Here is a 14899-nt window from a genome sequence, read left to right on the forward strand (position 1 = left end):
GCAATGGGACAATCCCCAAGAGGAGAGAGCCCTCACCCCAACCCTCTCCCGCACGCGGGAGAGGGAGCGCACCGTCTTCCGAGCGAGCTTAGAGCCTTCTAATCCGGAAAGCCGAACAGCTTGGCCGGATTGTGCACCAGGATCTTCTCAAGCTCCGCCTGGTCCGGGGCGTAGCGATACATCAGCTCGAGCAGATCGGCATCGTTCGGCGGCTGCTTCACCGAGACCGGATGCGGCCAATCGCTGGCCCAGACGCAGCGATCGGGAGCGGCCTCGATATAGGCGCGCGCGATCGGGATCACGTCGTCGTAGGGAGCCCCGGTCTTCGAGGTCTTCTCGCCGAGCGACAGCATCACCCAGAAATTGCCCTTGCCGAGCAACTCCAGCATCTTGCGCAGGTTCGGATCGGCCTTGCGGGCTTCGGGATCGGGGCGCGCCATGTGGTCGATCAGCACGGGGACGTCGAGCGTCTCGTACTTGGCGACGCTCGACATGATGCCGTCCTTCTCCGGCTGGATCTTGACGTACCAGCCGAGTTCGCGGATGCGCGCGATCGCGCGGGCGAAATCGGCATCGGACAGCACGGCGCCGAGTTCCTGGCGGAAGCTGAAGCGCGCGCCGCGCACGCCGGCATCATGCAGCTTGGCGAGGTAGGAGTCGCTCGCCTCGGCGAACACCAGCGCATTGGCGCAGCCGCGATAGTTCGGCCCCATCGCTTTGAGCCCGTCGAGCACGACGGCATGGTCGGCGCCATAGGTCGTGGTCTGCACGATGATGCCGCGCTCGATGCCGAGCGCCTTGTGCATGCGCAGCGCCGCTTCCCAGGTCGCGGTCGGCATCCGATAGGCGGCGCCGGGGCGCTCCGGATATTTGTCGATGGGACCCAGCACGTGGAACTGGCTGTCGACGGTCTTCGGCGGCGGCGCCTTCGCCGGGCGGCGGGGATTGGGATCGAACGGCAGATAGGTCGGCATGCAAGCGCTCCTTCAGTCGATCACGGCGGTGAAGTCGCACTGCACCAGCGCGCCGCCGTCCATGTTGTCCATCGGCAGCGCGTGGCGCGCCGGGCGCGAATGCTCGTCCGGAAACATCTTGAGCCACTCGACATTGACGGGGCCGCGCTGCGTGCGGTCCTTCAGCCACACCGTCATCTTGATGATGTCGTCGGTGCTGCCGCCCGCAGCCTCCACCGTCGCCTTCATATGCGCGAACATGTTGGCGCATTGGGCCTCGAGACTCTCCGGCATCGTATTGGTCGCGGGATCGCGGCCGAGGATGACGCCCGACATCACGAGATTGCCGATGCGGCAGGCGTTCGGAATCGGATTGACGTGCTTGAAGCCGCCGATGTGGATGCTCTTGCGCCGTGTTTGACCCATGGTGCGCTCCCTGATTGTTGTTGGTTCAGACGAACTGGCACGACACCGAGCCGAACGCGCCATAGTCGGCATGGAACGTGTCGCCGCGGCGGATGTCCACCGGCCGCGTGAACGATCCCGCCAGCACCACCTCGCCGGCGGCGAGATATTCGTCATGCGGCGCGAGGCGGTTGGCAAGCCAGGCGATGCCGTTGGCGGGATGATTGAGCACACCGGCGGCAAGGCCGGTCTCCTCGACCTCGCCATTGCGGAACAGCAGCGCGCCGATCCAGCGCAGATCGGCATCCATCGGGCGGATCGGCCGGCCGCCGAGCACCAGCGCGGCATTGGCCGCGTTGTCCGAGATCGTGTCCATGACCTTTCGCGTCTTGCCCGTCTCCGGATCGACGCGATGCATGCGCGTCTCCAGGATCTCCAGCGCGGGCGTGACGTAGTCGGTGGCGTTGAGCACGTCGAAGATGGTGCAGTCCGGCCCGCGCAGTGGCGCCTTCAGCACGAAGGCGAGCTCGACCTCGATGCGCGGCGCGTGGAAACGGTCGAACGGGATCGGCGTGGCATCGGCATAGAACATGTCGGCGAACAGCACGCCGTAATCGGGCTCGGAGATGCCGACCGCGTTCTGCATCGCTTTCGAGGTCAGGCCGATCTTGTGCCCCTTGACGACACGGCCGCGGCCGAGCTGAAGCCTGGTCCAGGCGCGCTGCACGGCGTAGGCGTCCTCGATGCTGAAGTCCGGATAATCCTTCGAGAACATCGGGATCAGCGATTTCGTGCGCTCGGCTTCGTCCAGCCGCGCGGCCAGGCGTTCGATCGTGGCGGTGTCCAGCATGATCTATTGCTCCGCCGCCACGGTGTTGCGCAGCACGCCGATGCGGCTCGACTCGACCTCGACGACGTCGCCGACCTTCAACCAGCGCGGCGGGTCGAAGCGGGCGCCCGCCCCGGTCGGCGTGCCCGTCACGATCATGTCGCCGGGCTTGAGCGTCGCGAAGGTGGAGAGATAGGAGATCAGGACATCGAACGGGAACATCAGCCGCTCGGTGGTGTCCTGCTGCCGGAGCTCGCCGTTGACGCGCGTGATGATGTCGAGCGGCCCGCGCGGATCGAGCTCGTCCGCCGTGACGATCCACGGACCGATGCTGCCGGAGCGGTCGAAATTCTTGCCCTGCGTGACGTTGAACTTGCCGTGGCGCAGCCAGTCGCGGATCGTGCCCTCGTTGCACAGCGTCATGCCGAAGATGTGCGACCACGCCTGTTCACGCGGGATGTGGCGGCCGCCCTGCCCGATCACGATGACCAGCTCGCCCTCATAGTCGAGCTGGTCCGAGACGTTTGGCTTCTCGATCGGCTGGCCCGAGCCGGTCATCGAGGACATGCTGCGCACGAACAGGCTGGGATATTTGGGCAGGTCCGAATTGTCCTTATATTCTGCATTGCGCTCGGCGTAGTTGACGCCGATGCACCAGAGCTTTTCAGGCGTCAGCACCGGCGGCAGCAGGACCAGTCTTTCCAGCGGATAGTCGGGCTTCTGTCCGGCCGCCGCTTCCTGCGCATCGGACAGCGCGTTGGCTGCGATCAGCGCCTTCACATCGGAGAAGTCGCGGCCGATCCGTTTCGTCAGATCGATCACGCCGCCTTCGACGGCAGCACCGTAGCGCGGCTCTCCGTCCAGGAGATAGCTCAGGAGTCGCATTGTATTTCCTCCAATGATCTTGAGGCAGCTGGGCCCGAGACAGACCCGCGCGCTCAGTCTTTCGACTTGGGCGTCTGGAACACGGTGTTCAGCGTCACGATCTCGCCGAGACGGGCGTAGCGCGGCCCGCCGATCCGCGCGATCGGGTCGAGCGCCCTGGTCTCGACCTTGCCGTCGTTCACGAGGCCGTCGCGCAGATGAAACATCACGACCTCGCCGACGATCAGCCGGCTCTTGGCATCGCCGAACTCCAGGCATTGCCGGAAGCGGCATTCCATCGCGACCGGCGCGGCAGCGAGCCGCCGCACCTTGATGCGCTCGCAGGGCAGCGTCTCCAGGCCGAGATGCTCGACCTCGCTGATCTCTGGCGGATGCTCGACCGACGAGTCGTGCACCGCAGACATCAGAGGCGTGTCGGCGATATGGATGACGTATTCCTCGGTATCCAGGATGTTGTGCGCGGTGTCCTTGTAGTCGGCGCCCTTGCGGCCGACGCTGATAGCGAGCATCGGCGGCTTCTGCGAGACGAAGGTGAAGGCGCTGAACGGGGCGAGGTTGAGCACACCGCTCCGCGACAGGCTCGTCACCCAGGCGATCGGGCGCGGCACCACGATGCCGGTCATCAGCCGGTAGATGCGCTCGGCGCCGAGCTCGGCGGGATTGATCCGCATCGATCAATCCGCCCTGATGTTGGCCTTGCGCACGACCGGAATCCACTTGGCGTCCTCGCGCGCGAGATAGGCCTTGAATTCGTCCGGCGTCATCGGCGTCGCTTCGCCGCCGAGCTTCTCGAACTTGTCGATCACGGCCGGATCTTTCAGGATCGCAACCAGCGTCTCGTGCAGCTTGTCCACGATCGGCGCCGGCGTGCCCGCGGGCGCGAACAGGCCGGTGAAGGTCTGGCCGTCGAAATCCTTGTAGCCGAGCTCGGCGAAGGTCGGCACGTCGGGCAGCGACTTCAGCCGGTGCGGGCTGGTGACCGCGAGCGCGCGGAACAAGCCGGCCTTGATGTGCTGGAGGCTGACCGTGAGCTGGTCGAACGCGAACTGGACCTGGCCGCCGAGCAGATCGTTGATCGCAGGCGCGTTGCCGCGGTAATGCGCGGTGACCCATTGCAATTCGAGGCTGGACTGCATCAGCTCGCTGAGCAGATGATTGGTGGTGCCGGGGCCGGGCGAGGCCATGGTCAGCTTTCCGGGCTCGCGCTTGGCGAGATCGATGAACTCCTTGAAGTTCGTCGCCTGCACCGACGGATGCACCTCGAGCACCAGCGGCGTCATCGAGATCGTCGAGATCGGGAGGAAGTCCTTCTTCCAGTTGTAGGCGTCGCGCTTGTTGATCTCGGTCGCGAACAGCACCGGGCCGTTGGCGCCGACGAACAGCGTATAGCCGTCGGGTGCCGACTTCGCGAAGGCCTCGCCCGCGATCATGCCGCCGGCGCCGGCCTTGTTCTCGATGATGAAGGGCTGGCCGAGCTTTTCCTGCAGCTTGTCGGCGACGATGCGCGCGGCGCTGTCGACATTGCCGCCGGCGGGATAAGGCACGATCAGCTTGACGTTGCGCGCCGGCCATTGCTGGCCCGACGCCGGCCCCGCCAGCATCGCAGTGACGGCGGCTATGGCAATCCAGATTAATCTCATGTTAACCTCCCGGCAGCGCTACAAACTCACTTCGAATGCCTGACGTTTCGCATGGCATTCCGATCGGAGCGCAATCTCCAGATGCGCGCTTGCCCTGTCGAGGGAATTATGGCGTTCTTGTCCATATTATGGACAAGAGGCGTTCAACGAAATCCGCCCGTGGCGCCGCGGAACCGCGACAGGGCGCGCAGGCGATCCGGCGCGCGCTCGCGGTGCTGCGCATCCTTGCCGCAGGCCGCGAAGACGGTGTGCCATTGGCCGAGGTGGTCCGGGCCACCGGCCTCACCCGCCCGACCGTGCATCGCATCGTCCACGTGCTGATCGAGGAAGGCATCGTCGAGCGGCATGGCAGGAGCGGCCGCTACGCCATCGGCAACCAGGTGCCGGAGCTGGCGCTCGCACGGCCGCGGCCATCCCGGCTGCTGGTCGCCGCAAATCCGTCGCTGCAGCGCGCGTCCGCCGAGATCGGCGACACGCTGTTCCTGACGGTGCGCACCGGCAACGACACGCTGTGCGTCGATCGCCGGATCGGCGTCTATCCGATCCAGGTGCTGTCGATCGAGATCGGCGCGCGCCGGCCGCTCGGCGTCTCCAGCGCAGGCGTCGCCATCCTTGCCGCAATGCCGGCGCAGGACGCGCGAAAGATCGTTGCAGCCAACGAGAAGCGGTTCGAGGCCTACCAGACCGACGTGGGCGCCGTGACGAGCCAGGTCACTGCAGCACGGCGGCGGGGCTACAACATGAGAGAGATCGGCCTCGTGCAGGGCACCAAATCGATCTCGACCTGGATCAAGACCCCGGACGGACAGCCGACCGCCGCAATCACGGTCTCCGCCGTTCGAACCAGGCTCGGCCCCCGCCGCGAGCAGGAGGTCGCGGAGATTCTGCTGCGGGAGGCGCGCGCCATCGAGCAGGCGATCCGGGGCTAGGCGGCGTTGTCAATGGGCTGACGCGGCGCGCCGTTTTATGGCACAAGAGCCGCCATCGCCGACCGACCAACGAGGCCACGCATGCCCGCGCCAAAACCGCCTGCTTTCGAGACCCTGAGCCTGCATGCGGGCCAGCATCCGGATCCCGTGACCGGCGCCCGGGCGGTGCCGATCTACCAGACCACGTCCTACGTGTTCCAGGATTCCGATCACGCCGCGGCGCTGTTCAACCTGGAGCGCGCCGGCCACATCTATACCCGCATTTCCAATCCGACCACGGGCGTGCTCGAGGAGCGGCTTGCGGCGCTGGAGGGTGGCGTCGGCGCCATCTGCACCGCGAGCGGCATGGCCGCGCTGCATCTGGCCATCGCGACACTGCTCAATGCCGGCGACCACATCGTGGCGTCGAGCTCGCTCTATGGCGGCACCATCAACCTCTTGGCGCACACGCTGCCCCGCTTCGGCATCACCACCACTTTCGTCAAGCCGCGCGATCTCGACGCGTTCCGCAGCGCCATCAAGCCGAACACCAAGCTCGTGATCGGTGAGACCATCGGCAATCCCGGGCTGGAGGTGCTCGACATTCCCAAGGTCGCTTCGATCGCGCATGACGCAAAGATTCCGCTGCTGATCGACAACACCTTTGCCACGCCCTATCTCAGCCGCCCGATCGAGCTGGGCGCCGACATCGTCATGCATTCGGCGACCAAATGGATCGGCGGCCATGGCATCGCGATCGGCGGCGCCATCGTCGACGGCGGCCGCTTCGACTGGCGGGCGTCCTCCAAGTTCGGCGTGCTGACCGAGCCCTATGGCGGCTATCACGGCATCGTCTTCGACGAGCAGTTCGGCACGGCGGCCTTCATCATGCGCGCGCGCACCGAGGGCTTGCGCGATTTCGGCGCCTGCCTGTCGCCGACCAACGCGTTCCAGCTGCTGCAGGGCGTGGAGACGCTTCCCGTGCGCATGGACCGCCACATGCAGAACACGCATCTGGTGCTGGAAGCACTCAAATCCAACAAGGCCGTCGACTGGGTGCTGCACCCCTCGCTGGAGACGCATCCCGACTATCAGCTCGCAAAGACCCTGCTGCCGCGCGGCGCCGGCTCGATCATCTCCTTCGGCATCAAGGGCGGCCGACCGGCGGGTCGCAAGTTCATCGAATCGCTGCGCATGATCAGCCATCTCGCCAATGTCGGAGACGCCAAGACGCTGGTGATCCACCCGGCCTCGACCACGCATCAGCAGATGGACGCCGAACAGCTCAGGGACGCCGGCATCGGCGAGGAGCTGGTGCGGCTGTCGGTCGGCATCGAGACGGCAAGCGACATCATCGACGATCTCGCCCAAGCGCTGCGCATCTCGCAAAAGGTCTGACGCCATGAAGCTCTCCGTCAACGGCACTGAAGTGTTCGCGGCAACCGGCGGCCGCGACTTCGACAAGTCGCTGCCCGCGGTCGTCTTCATCCACGGCGCCGGCTTCGACCATTCCACCTGGGCGCTGCACACGCGCTGGTTCGCTCATCACGGTTTTGCGGTGCTGGCGCCCGACCTGCCCGGCCACGGCCGCTCCGCCGGGCCTTCACTCGGCAGCATCGCGGAGATGGCGGATTGGACCGCGGCGCTGCTGGATGCAGCAGCCGCCACGAAGGCGCATCTGATCGGCCATTCCATGGGCTCGCTGATCGCACTGGAGACGGCGGCGCGCCATCCCGACAAGGTCTCCGCGCTCAGCCTGATCGGCACCGCCGCGACCATGACGGTCGGCCCGGATCTCTTGAAGGCGGCCGAAGCCAACGCGCAGGATGCAAACGACATGGTCTCGATCTGGGGTCTCGGCTTCAAGGCCGAACTCGGCGGCAGCCTCGCGCCGGGCCTGTGGATGCATGGCGGTGCACAGGCCGTGCTTCAGGCCTGCGAGCCCGGCGTGCTGTTCAAGGATCTGTCGGCCTGCAATGCCTACACGAATGCGCTTGCCGCCGCGGCGAGCATCAAGGTGCCGACGACGCTCATTCTCGGCGAGCGGGACATGATGACGCCGGCGAAGGCGGGCAAGGCGCTTGCGGCCGCGATCCCGCACGCGAAGACCGTCGTGGTGCCCGGCGCCGGCCACATGATCATGGCCGAACGTCCGGACGAGCTGCTGGCGGCGCTGAGGAACTGACTGGATCGATCTTCTGCCTTGCGCGTTGCGGTGAGATATCCCTCTCAATCAAGAAGGGGAACTCGACCATGCCAAGACAGGAAGTCATTCGTAAAGCCAGGCAGGACAAGCGCGCCGGCAAATCACCGAGCACGCAGGCCGGCGAATTCGTCAAGGACGAGATCGACAGGATCAGGAAGGGCAAGCACGGCGCGCGCTCGACGAAGCAGGCCATCGCCATCGGCCTTTCCGAGGCACGCCGCGCCGGTGTCGATCTGCCGCCGCCACGCAAGGGGCGCACCAGGAAGGCGACGCGCCGCAGCGCCAAATATGCCTATGAGGTCGGCCAGGGTAAACGCACGCCCAAGCGCCGCCCGCGCGTCTCGCGTGCGGTCGAGAACGTCCTGAAGAAGGAGCCGCGCTCGACCGCATCACGCAGTGCGCTGTCGAAGCAGAGCAAGCGGGCCGCGAGCCGGCGAACCGCGGCGTCGCGTTCCACCGCTGCGCGCAAGGCGAGCCGCACCAAGGGCGCCAAGGTCCGCTCCGCCGCCGCAAAGAAGGCGGCGCGCACCAGGGCGCGCCGCAGGAGCTGATCAGTCGCGCTGCTTCAGGAGCGCGGCGTCCATTTCCAGACGATGTCGGACACGTTGACCGGCTTCGGGATGAGGCCGAGCTTTGCAAAGCGGTCGGCAACCGCTTGCTGCGTCTTGATCACCTCCGCGTCGAGCGGCACCACGCTGTAGGTCGAGCGATTGACGAAGCGGCGGACAGCCTCGATGTCCACGCCCGTTGCCTCGGACTGCGCCTTCGCGACCTCCTCGTGATGCGTCTCTGCCCACACGCCTTCGGAGGCGAAGCTGGCGTTGAGCTTGGCGACCAGCGAGGGATACTTTTCGACGAAATCCGTGTTGGCGATGTAATAGGCGTTCGGCTTGTGGACATCCTTGTCGAAGGCAAGAACGCGCGCGTTCTCCTTCAATTCCGCGAGCGCCAGATAGGGATCCCAGATCGACCAGGCCTCGACCGAGCCTTTCACGAAGGCCGCTGTTGCGTCCGCCGGCGCGAGCGGCGCCGGTGTGATGTCGGACCAGGACAGGCCGGCCTTCTCGAGCGAGGCAACGAGGAGATTATGCGCACTGGATCCCTTGCCGAAGGCGACGCGCTTGCCTTTGAGATCGGCGAGCGTCTTGATCGGTGAATCCTTCGGCACCACGATCGCCTGTGTGTTGCCTTCCGATTTCACCGCGGCAACGTAGCGGATCTTGGCGCCGCCGGCCTGCGCGAAGATCGGCGGCGTATCGCCAACGAAACCGAAATCGACGCTGCCGACATTGATCGCCTCCAGCAACGGCGGACCAAACTGGAAGTCGATCCACTTGATCTCGATACCGAGCGGCTTGAAGGCGTTCTCGAGCGTCTGGCGCTGGCGCACAGCCGGAAAGAACCCGCCCTTCTGCGTGCCGATGCGGATTTCCGCCGGCTTGTCCGCGGCGCGCACGGGGGCGGCGACGGCGGTGGCGATGAGCAGCGCTGCGGTCAGGATATGTCGTCGTGGAATCATGTTGCGGTCCTTTCGGTGGGATCAGCTGGCGAGGAGCGGGGAACTCGCGCGACGGCTCCGCTGCGAGAGCACGGCGCGTGCGGCGCGTTCGGCGTCGCGGGCCGAACGGAACTGGCGGCCTTCGAGACTGTCGAACAGGCGCTCGGAGGAAAAGAAGCGAAAACCGCGCTCATCTCGCGTGATGATGCCGGCGGCGCGGTCGTGGATTTCGATGATGTAGGCATTCGACGGAGCCTGGGACATGACTGCTCGTTCGCCGAAGTCTCGGCGTTCCTGTTTGGGGATCTTCGGTGTGAGGTGCTGCTAAGAGGCAGTCAGCAACGACAACAGGCGCCCGTTGCCGCGGAGAAACAGCGCCGCGTCATGCACGCATGCATGTCGCCTTGGTTACGCTGGTGATCCATTCTCATATCGCGGCGTCAAGCTCGAGGAGCAGTTTCGATGCTCCGAATATCGAGCGGTTGTCCCGATCGGTCAATGAAATGGCTATCCATATTTACGGCCGGCGCGCTGGGGCGCTTCTCTCGGCGCAAGCACCGGCAGACGGATTCATCTCGCGATGAGTTCATCACAGGCGCACGGGCGGCGTGATACGCTTCTGGCGCCAAAACGCACGCAATTCGGGAGGTCCAGAGATGGCTGATGATCTGAAGGGGCGCACCGCGCTCGTGACTGGCGGCTCGCGCGGAATCGGCTCTGCCGTCTGTCGCGCGCTGGCCCAAGCGGGCGCCGCCGTGGCGATCAATTGCCGCGAGCGGATCGGGCAGGCCGAGCAGCTGGCTGGCGAGATCGGCGAGCAAGGCGGCCGCGCCATCGTCGTCGCCGCCGACGTCTCGCAGCGCGAGGCCGTGGCCGCAATGGTCGAGCGCGTCACGGCCGGGCTCGGGCCGATCGACATCCTCGTCAACAATGCCGGCATCGCCATCACGCGCGGCATCGACGATCTCACCGAAGACGATTTCGACCGCACCATCCTGGTCAACCTGAAATCCGCCTTCCTGTGCACGCAGGCCGTGTTGCCGTCGATGCGATCAAGGAAGTGGGGCCGCATCGTCAACATCTCCTCGGGAGCAGCGCGCGGCGCCGGCTCGATTGGCCCGCACTACAATGCGTCCAAGGCCGGCATGGAAGGTCTCACGCGAGGCTATGCCGCGCGGCTGGTGAAGGAGGGCATCACCGTCAACGCGGTGGCGCCGTCGCTGATCGAGACCGACATGATGAGCGGCCAGCCCCAGCTCGTCAGCCGCATCCCGCTCGGCCGCTTCGGCACGGCAGAGGAGGTGGCGAAAGCGGTGATGCTGCTGGTCGACAACGCATACATGACCGGGCAGACCGTGGCGCTCAGCGGCGGGATGGCGTTTAACTAGGTAAGCAGCTGGTCTCCTTCACCTCTCCCCGCTTGCGGCAAGGCTGTCGCATATGAGCTCTTGGCAGGGCCTGAGCGCGCGCCTCGTCCTTCGAGACGACCGCTTTGCGGTCTCCTCAGGATGAGGCTAAGTGACATCGGAGCCCACCGAAACTGCTGCCGCGCACTCCGTCCTCATCCTGAGGGCCCGCCAACGGCGGGCGTCTCGAAGGATGGACACAGAGAAAACGCTCCCATTAGCGATGGCCCTGCACAAGAAGGGGAGAGGGCCAGAAGAATCACCACATCGTCGCGGCCGCGCGTTCGGGCCAGATGCGGTCGTACTCCGCGCCGCCGACCTTGTTCTCGCTCATCTCGGCGAGGATCTGGCCGGGCGTCGGCAGCGTTCTTGGATCGACGCGCTTGTCGGGATTCCAGAGGTCGGAACGCACGATGGCGCGGGCGCACTGGAAGTAGATTTCGTCGACGTTCATCACCATGACGCTGCGCGGCGCCTTGCCTTCAACCTTGAACGAAGCCAGCAGCGCCGGATCGATCGAGAGATGCGCGCGACCATTGGCGCGGACGGCGTTGCCGGAGCCGGGAATCAGGAACATCAGCGACACCCTGGGATCGCGCACGATGTTGCGCAGGGAATCGACCCGGTTGTTGCCGCGGCGGTCCGGCAGCATCAGCGTCTTGGGATCATGGATGCGGACGAAGCCGGGGAGATCGCCGCGTGGCGAGCAATCGATGCCTTCGGGCCCGATGGTGGCGAGCGCGGCAAACGGCGCCTTCTCGATGAAGATCCGGTAGAGCGGCGTAACGTGGTCGGCGACTTTCACGGTCGAGGCGTCATTGGTGGCGCCGTAGATGGCTTCCAACTGTTCGACCGTTTCGATCACCGTCATTCCGTTCTCTCCTGGTCGCATCGGCAGCTATTCCTGCCAGCATTCATTCCTGATCACGCGCGCGAGCTGGCGGCCATGATAGTCCGCGCTGCCGGCGTTGAGGATGGTGACGTCGGCCCGCACCGACGCGTCGTCAACGCTGCGCGACAGCCGCTCGGCGATGTTTCCGTCGCTGTGCCGCGCCCGCGCGGCAAGCCGCTGTGCCAGCACGTCGGGCGGCGCCGTGATCGCAACGACCACGACGTTGACATAGGCTCGGCGCAGCGCGGCGATCACCGTGCGCGAGACGTTGGCAACGACGGCTCGGCCGGCCCGGATGTCGTCGTTGATCTCGAGTGGCAGAGCATAGGAGTGCCCGTGCGCCTCCCAATGCACGGCAAAATCGCCGTGCTCCCGCACGCGACGGAATTCTTCCTGGCTCACCGCAATGTTGTCCTCGTCCGCAGAGGACTCCCGCGTCACGACCCGGCGCGGGAAGCTGATGTCGGGATCGTCGGCGCAGGCCGCTTGCGCGAGCCGCAGCAAAGTGTCCTTGCCTGCGCCGCTGGGACCGACCACGAGCACAAGTCGCCCGGGGCCGATCGCCCCCCCCTCGTCCTGCGCCGTGGTCACGGTCTCGCTCATGCGACGCGGTTCCCTTCGCGCCAGACGCTGCGGACGACGGGAACGCTGCCGGCAACGTGCACACGGATCAGGTCGGCGCGCTTGCCGGTCGCGATCTCGCCGCGGTCGGTGAGGCCGACCGCCTCGGCGGGCGCTTTCGTCACGGTGCGAACTGCCGCCGGGAGGCTGATTGCCGGCACATGCTCCGGCAGTTGCAGCGCGCCCATCAGGAGGCTCGAGGGGATGTAGTCCGACGACAGGATGTCGAGCAGGCCTTCGCGGGCGAGATCGACCGCAGCGATGTTGCCGGAGTGCGAGCCGCCGCGCACGACGTTGGGCGCGCCCATCAGGATGTCAATGCCGGCCTGGTGCAGGCCGCGCGCGGCCTCCAGCGTGGTCGGGAATTCCGCCACCGAGACACGATCGCGCACGGCGTCCGCGACGTTCTCCTCGGTGGTGTCGTCGTGGCTCGCCAGCGGAATCTTGTACTGATGCGCCAGCGCCACGATCTCGCGCATGTTGTTCGCCGCATATTGCTTCTGATACTCGAAGCGCTTTGCGAACAGCTCGTCGAGCTCGGCATCGGTCTTGCCGCCGCCCTTGCCGCGATAATAGTCGCGCAGCTTGACCTCGTCGCGGAACTGGCGCTGGCCGGGCGTGTGATCCATCAGCGACATCAGCTTGACGTCGGGACGGTCGATCAACTCCTTCGCTTCCTCGACCACGCTCGGCATCGGGATCTCGCAGCGCAGGTGCAGGAAGTGGTCGGCACGCAGCAGGCTGGCGTCGCGCGCAGTCGTGATCGCGGCGGCGAGCACGCCGGCGCGACCATCGACTTCCTCGGCGCCGTCCTCACGCCAGACCCGGAGCGAATCGAAAACCGTGGTGATGCCCGAGGTCGCGAGCTGGCCGTCATAGGAGATCACGGCGGCGACCGGATTCCAGAACACCTTCGGCCGCGGCACGTAGTGCGCTTCGAGGTGGTCGGTGTGGAGCTCGATCAGGCCGGGCATGATCAGGTCGCCGCCCGCGTCCTCGGCACCTGCAAGCGCCCTGCCCTCGCCGATCTCGGCGATGCGTCCGTCGGCAAGAGCGAGCCAGCCCTGTTCGATCACCCGGTCGGCCAGCACGATCCTGGCGTTGGCAATGACGGCATCCTTCGGCTTGGGGTTCATTTCCTCTTCCTTCAGGCCGCTGCAGCGAAGCTGGCGACATCGACGATGCGGTCCGCAATCAGATGACGGATTTCGTCGTCATGGACAATAGCGACCATGGCGACGCCCTGACGCTTCTTTTCAGCGACCAGCTCGACCACGACGGCGCGATTGGCGGCATCGAGCGAGGCGGTGGGCTCGTCCAGCAGCAGGATCGGCAGGTCCGAGATGAAGCCGCGCGCGATGTTGACGCGCTGCTGCTCGCCGCCGGAGAAGGTTGCGGGCGGCAGTTGCCAGAGCCGCTCGGGGATGTTGAGACGATGCAGCAGCTCGCCGGCGCGCGCCTGTGCGTCGGCACGTGCCATGCCGTTCACGATCAGCGGCTCGGCGACGACGTCGATGGTGGCGACGCGGGGCACGGCGCGCAGGAACTGGCTGACATAACCGATCGTGGAGCGGCGGACGTTGAGGATCTGCCGCGGCTCGGCAGTGGCGAGGTCGATCACCGCGCCGCGATGGCGGATGCCGATGCGGCCGCTATCGCAACGGTAGTTGCCGAAGATCATCTTCAGGATTGACGATTTGCCGGCGCCCGACGGCCCCGACAGCACGACGCACTCGCCGGGATTGACTTGGAACGTCACGCCGCGCACGACCGGCAGCTCGATGCCGCCTTGCAAGTGCATCGTAAAGGTCTTCTGGGCATCGGCAACGTCGATCATGGCGGTCATCGAAAAGCTCATGGCGGGAGAATCGAGGAGACGAGAAGTTGCGTATAGGGTTCGCGGGGATCGTCGAGCACCTGGTCGGTGAGACCGGTCTCGATGACGCGGCCGCCCTTCATCACCATCACGCGATGCGACAGGAGGCGCGCGACCGCGAGATCGTGGGTGACGATGATGACGGCGAGATGCAGCTCGGCGACGAGACTGCGCACGAGATCGAGCAGGCGCGCCTGCACCGACACGTCGAGGCCGCCGGTCGGCTCGTCCATGAACACCAGCCGCGGCTCGGTGACGAGGTTGCGGGCGATCTGAAGACGCTGCCGCATGCCGCCGGAATAGGTGCGGGGAGCATCGTCGATGCGCGCGACGTCGATCTCGACGCGGGTGAGCCAGTCCGACGCGGTCTCGCGGATGCGGCCGTAGTGGTTCCACCCCACCGCCATCAGCCGCTCGCCGACATTGGCACCGGCCGAGACCGCCATGCGCAGACCCTGCGCGGGGTCCTGGTGCACAAAACCCCAATCGGTGCGGAACAGGAAGCGCCGCTCGGCTTCACCCAGCGTCGTAAGATCGCGCGTGACGCCGTCGCGCATCCGGTAGGACACATGGCCGGCGCTCGGTGCCAGCTGGCCCGACAGCATCTGCAGAAGCGTCGACTTGCCCGAGCCCGACTCGCCGACGATCGCCAGCACCTCGCCGGGATAGAGCGCGAAGGAGACGTCGCGGCAGGCGGCGATGCGACCGAAGGACTTGCTGAGGGACTCCGCCACCAGCAGCGGCTGGTCGTTTTCAAGTGTATCGAGATCGGCCAAGCCT

The 14899-nt window shown here is 66.0% G+C and carries 18 protein-coding genes; 5 read left to right on the plus strand and 13 right to left on the minus strand.

All coding sequences use genetic code 11. From position 1 onward, the window contains the following. Window positions 1–98: 98 nt before the first annotated feature. Genes FJV43_RS13675 through FJV43_RS13700 form a run of 6 tightly spaced genes read right to left on the minus strand, consistent with a single transcriptional unit; the run spans window position 99 to window position 4712 of the window. A complete protein-coding gene (locus FJV43_RS13675) occupies window positions 99–974 on the minus strand; it encodes an amidohydrolase family protein (protein WP_239627687.1) in 876 nt (291 codons plus the stop codon). 12 nt (window positions 975–986) lie between these two features. Further along, the gene (locus FJV43_RS13680) at window positions 987–1379 is read right to left on the minus strand and encodes a RidA family protein (RefSeq protein ID WP_239627689.1); all 393 of its coding nucleotides are present in this window, start codon (window positions 1377–1379) and stop codon (window positions 987–989) included. A 25-nt stretch (window positions 1380–1404) separates the two neighbouring features. Continuing rightward, on the minus strand, window positions 1405–2208 hold the full coding sequence (gene hpaH / locus FJV43_RS13685; RefSeq protein ID WP_239627690.1) for a 2-oxo-hept-4-ene-1,7-dioate hydratase: 804 nt from the start codon (window positions 2206–2208) through the stop codon (window positions 1405–1407). A gap of 3 nt (window positions 2209–2211) precedes the next feature. Beyond that, entirely contained in the window at window positions 2212–3072 is an 861-nt protein-coding gene (locus FJV43_RS13690) for a fumarylacetoacetate hydrolase family protein (RefSeq protein WP_239627692.1), read from the minus strand. Between the two features lie 53 nt (window positions 3073–3125). Continuing rightward, the gene (locus tag FJV43_RS13695; protein WP_239627694.1) at window positions 3126–3743 is read right to left on the minus strand and encodes a flavin reductase family protein; all 618 of its coding nucleotides are present in this window, start codon (window positions 3741–3743) and stop codon (window positions 3126–3128) included. A 3-nt stretch (window positions 3744–3746) separates the two neighbouring features. After that, window positions 3747–4712 carry a tripartite tricarboxylate transporter substrate binding protein gene (locus tag FJV43_RS13700; protein ID WP_239627696.1) on the minus strand — a complete coding sequence of 322 codons (966 nt, stop codon included), beginning with the start codon at window positions 4710–4712 and terminating at the stop codon, window positions 3747–3749. A gap of 128 nt (window positions 4713–4840) precedes the next feature. Between FJV43_RS13700 and FJV43_RS13705 the strand changes: the two genes are divergently transcribed. The 4 genes from FJV43_RS13705 (at window position 4841) to FJV43_RS13720 (ending at window position 8377) form a co-directional block, all read left to right on the plus strand. Next, complete coding sequence (locus FJV43_RS13705) at window positions 4841–5641, plus strand: IclR family transcriptional regulator (protein WP_239627697.1); 801 nt, start codon at window positions 4841–4843, stop codon at window positions 5639–5641. Between the two features lie 81 nt (window positions 5642–5722). Further along, window positions 5723–7018 (plus strand): O-acetylhomoserine aminocarboxypropyltransferase, encoded by a 1296-nt coding sequence (locus FJV43_RS13710; protein WP_239627699.1) that lies wholly within the window; start codon window positions 5723–5725, stop codon window positions 7016–7018. A 4-nt stretch (window positions 7019–7022) separates the two neighbouring features. Continuing rightward, window positions 7023–7805: an alpha/beta hydrolase gene (locus tag FJV43_RS13715; protein ID WP_239627701.1), complete on the plus strand. Its 783-nt coding sequence runs from the start codon at window positions 7023–7025 to the stop codon at window positions 7803–7805. Window positions 7806–7873: 68 nt separating this feature from the next. Beyond that, the gene (locus tag FJV43_RS13720; protein WP_239627703.1) at window positions 7874–8377 is read left to right on the plus strand and encodes a DUF6496 domain-containing protein; all 504 of its coding nucleotides are present in this window, start codon (window positions 7874–7876) and stop codon (window positions 8375–8377) included. A 14-nt stretch (window positions 8378–8391) separates the two neighbouring features. Here the strand turns inward: FJV43_RS13720 and FJV43_RS13725 are convergent, their stop codons facing one another. Then, a complete protein-coding gene (locus tag FJV43_RS13725; RefSeq protein WP_239627704.1) occupies window positions 8392–9345 on the minus strand; it encodes an aliphatic sulfonate ABC transporter substrate-binding protein in 954 nt (317 codons plus the stop codon). 21 nt (window positions 9346–9366) lie between these two features. Beyond that, window positions 9367–9588 (minus strand): hypothetical protein, encoded by a 222-nt coding sequence (locus tag FJV43_RS13730; protein WP_239627706.1) that lies wholly within the window; start codon window positions 9586–9588, stop codon window positions 9367–9369. A 392-nt stretch (window positions 9589–9980) separates the two neighbouring features. Here FJV43_RS13730 and FJV43_RS13735 point away from each other — a divergent pair, with 392 nt between their 5' ends. Continuing rightward, window positions 9981–10712, plus strand: a complete 732-nt coding sequence (locus FJV43_RS13735) for an SDR family NAD(P)-dependent oxidoreductase (protein ID WP_239627707.1) — start codon at window positions 9981–9983, stop codon at window positions 10710–10712. 277 nt (window positions 10713–10989) lie between these two features. Here FJV43_RS13735 and FJV43_RS13740 read toward each other — a convergent pair whose 3' ends face one another. Genes FJV43_RS13740 through phnK form a run of 5 tightly spaced genes read right to left on the minus strand, consistent with a single transcriptional unit; the run spans window position 10990 to window position 14895 of the window. Continuing rightward, the gene (locus FJV43_RS13740; RefSeq protein ID WP_239627709.1) at window positions 10990–11601 is read right to left on the minus strand and encodes a pyridoxamine 5'-phosphate oxidase family protein; all 612 of its coding nucleotides are present in this window, start codon (window positions 11599–11601) and stop codon (window positions 10990–10992) included. 27 nt (window positions 11602–11628) lie between these two features. Further along, the gene (gene phnN / locus FJV43_RS13745; RefSeq protein ID WP_239627711.1) at window positions 11629–12225 is read right to left on the minus strand and encodes a phosphonate metabolism protein/1,5-bisphosphokinase (PRPP-forming) PhnN; all 597 of its coding nucleotides are present in this window, start codon (window positions 12223–12225) and stop codon (window positions 11629–11631) included. Then, the gene (locus FJV43_RS13750) at window positions 12222–13379 is read right to left on the minus strand and encodes an alpha-D-ribose 1-methylphosphonate 5-triphosphate diphosphatase (protein WP_239627712.1); all 1158 of its coding nucleotides are present in this window, start codon (window positions 13377–13379) and stop codon (window positions 12222–12224) included. The genes phnN and FJV43_RS13750 overlap by 4 nt, the downstream gene beginning before the upstream one ends. 11 nt (window positions 13380–13390) lie before the next feature. Then, complete coding sequence (gene phnL, locus FJV43_RS13755) at window positions 13391–14089, minus strand: phosphonate C-P lyase system protein PhnL (RefSeq protein WP_239627713.1); 699 nt, start codon at window positions 14087–14089, stop codon at window positions 13391–13393. Between the two features lie 8 nt (window positions 14090–14097). Further along, window positions 14098–14895, minus strand: coding sequence for a phosphonate C-P lyase system protein PhnK (gene phnK / locus FJV43_RS13760; RefSeq protein WP_239629415.1), 798 nt, complete (start codon window positions 14893–14895; stop codon window positions 14098–14100). Window positions 14896–14899 lie beyond the last annotated feature (4 nt).

The organism is Bradyrhizobium sp. I71, from assembly GCF_022354745.1.
Taxonomy (GTDB): domain Bacteria; phylum Pseudomonadota; class Alphaproteobacteria; order Rhizobiales; family Xanthobacteraceae; genus Bradyrhizobium; species Bradyrhizobium liaoningense.

Coding starts and splice junctions, on each gene's coding strand:
- FJV43_RS13675 (WP_239627687.1), bottom strand. CDS start 974: ATGCCGACCTATCTGCCGTTCGATCCCAATCCCCGCCGCCCGGCGAAG.
- FJV43_RS13680 (WP_239627689.1), bottom strand. CDS start 1,379: ATGGGTCAAACACGGCGCAAGAGCATCCACATCGGCGGCTTCAAGCAC.
- hpaH (WP_239627690.1), bottom strand. CDS start 2,208: ATGCTGGACACCGCCACGATCGAACGCCTGGCCGCGCGGCTGGACGAA.
- FJV43_RS13690 (WP_239627692.1), bottom strand. CDS start 3,072: ATGCGACTCCTGAGCTATCTCCTGGACGGAGAGCCGCGCTACGGTGCT.
- FJV43_RS13695 (WP_239627694.1), bottom strand. CDS start 3,743: ATGCGGATCAATCCCGCCGAGCTCGGCGCCGAGCGCATCTACCGGCTG.
- FJV43_RS13700 (WP_239627696.1), bottom strand. CDS start 4,712: ATGAGATTAATCTGGATTGCCATAGCCGCCGTCACTGCGATGCTGGCG.
- FJV43_RS13705 (WP_239627697.1), top strand. CDS start 4,841: ATGGACAAGAGGCGTTCAACGAAATCCGCCCGTGGCGCCGCGGAACCG.
- FJV43_RS13710 (WP_239627699.1), top strand. CDS start 5,723: ATGCCCGCGCCAAAACCGCCTGCTTTCGAGACCCTGAGCCTGCATGCG.
- FJV43_RS13715 (WP_239627701.1), top strand. CDS start 7,023: ATGAAGCTCTCCGTCAACGGCACTGAAGTGTTCGCGGCAACCGGCGGC.
- FJV43_RS13720 (WP_239627703.1), top strand. CDS start 7,874: ATGCCAAGACAGGAAGTCATTCGTAAAGCCAGGCAGGACAAGCGCGCC.
- FJV43_RS13725 (WP_239627704.1), bottom strand. CDS start 9,345: ATGATTCCACGACGACATATCCTGACCGCAGCGCTGCTCATCGCCACC.
- FJV43_RS13730 (WP_239627706.1), bottom strand. CDS start 9,588: ATGTCCCAGGCTCCGTCGAATGCCTACATCATCGAAATCCACGACCGC.
- FJV43_RS13735 (WP_239627707.1), top strand. CDS start 9,981: ATGGCTGATGATCTGAAGGGGCGCACCGCGCTCGTGACTGGCGGCTCG.
- FJV43_RS13740 (WP_239627709.1), bottom strand. CDS start 11,601: ATGACGGTGATCGAAACGGTCGAACAGTTGGAAGCCATCTACGGCGCC.
- phnN (WP_239627711.1), bottom strand. CDS start 12,225: ATGAGCGAGACCGTGACCACGGCGCAGGACGAGGGGGGGGCGATCGGC.
- FJV43_RS13750 (WP_239627712.1), bottom strand. CDS start 13,379: ATGAACCCCAAGCCGAAGGATGCCGTCATTGCCAACGCCAGGATCGTG.
- phnL (WP_239627713.1), bottom strand. CDS start 14,089: ATGACCGCCATGATCGACGTTGCCGATGCCCAGAAGACCTTTACGATG.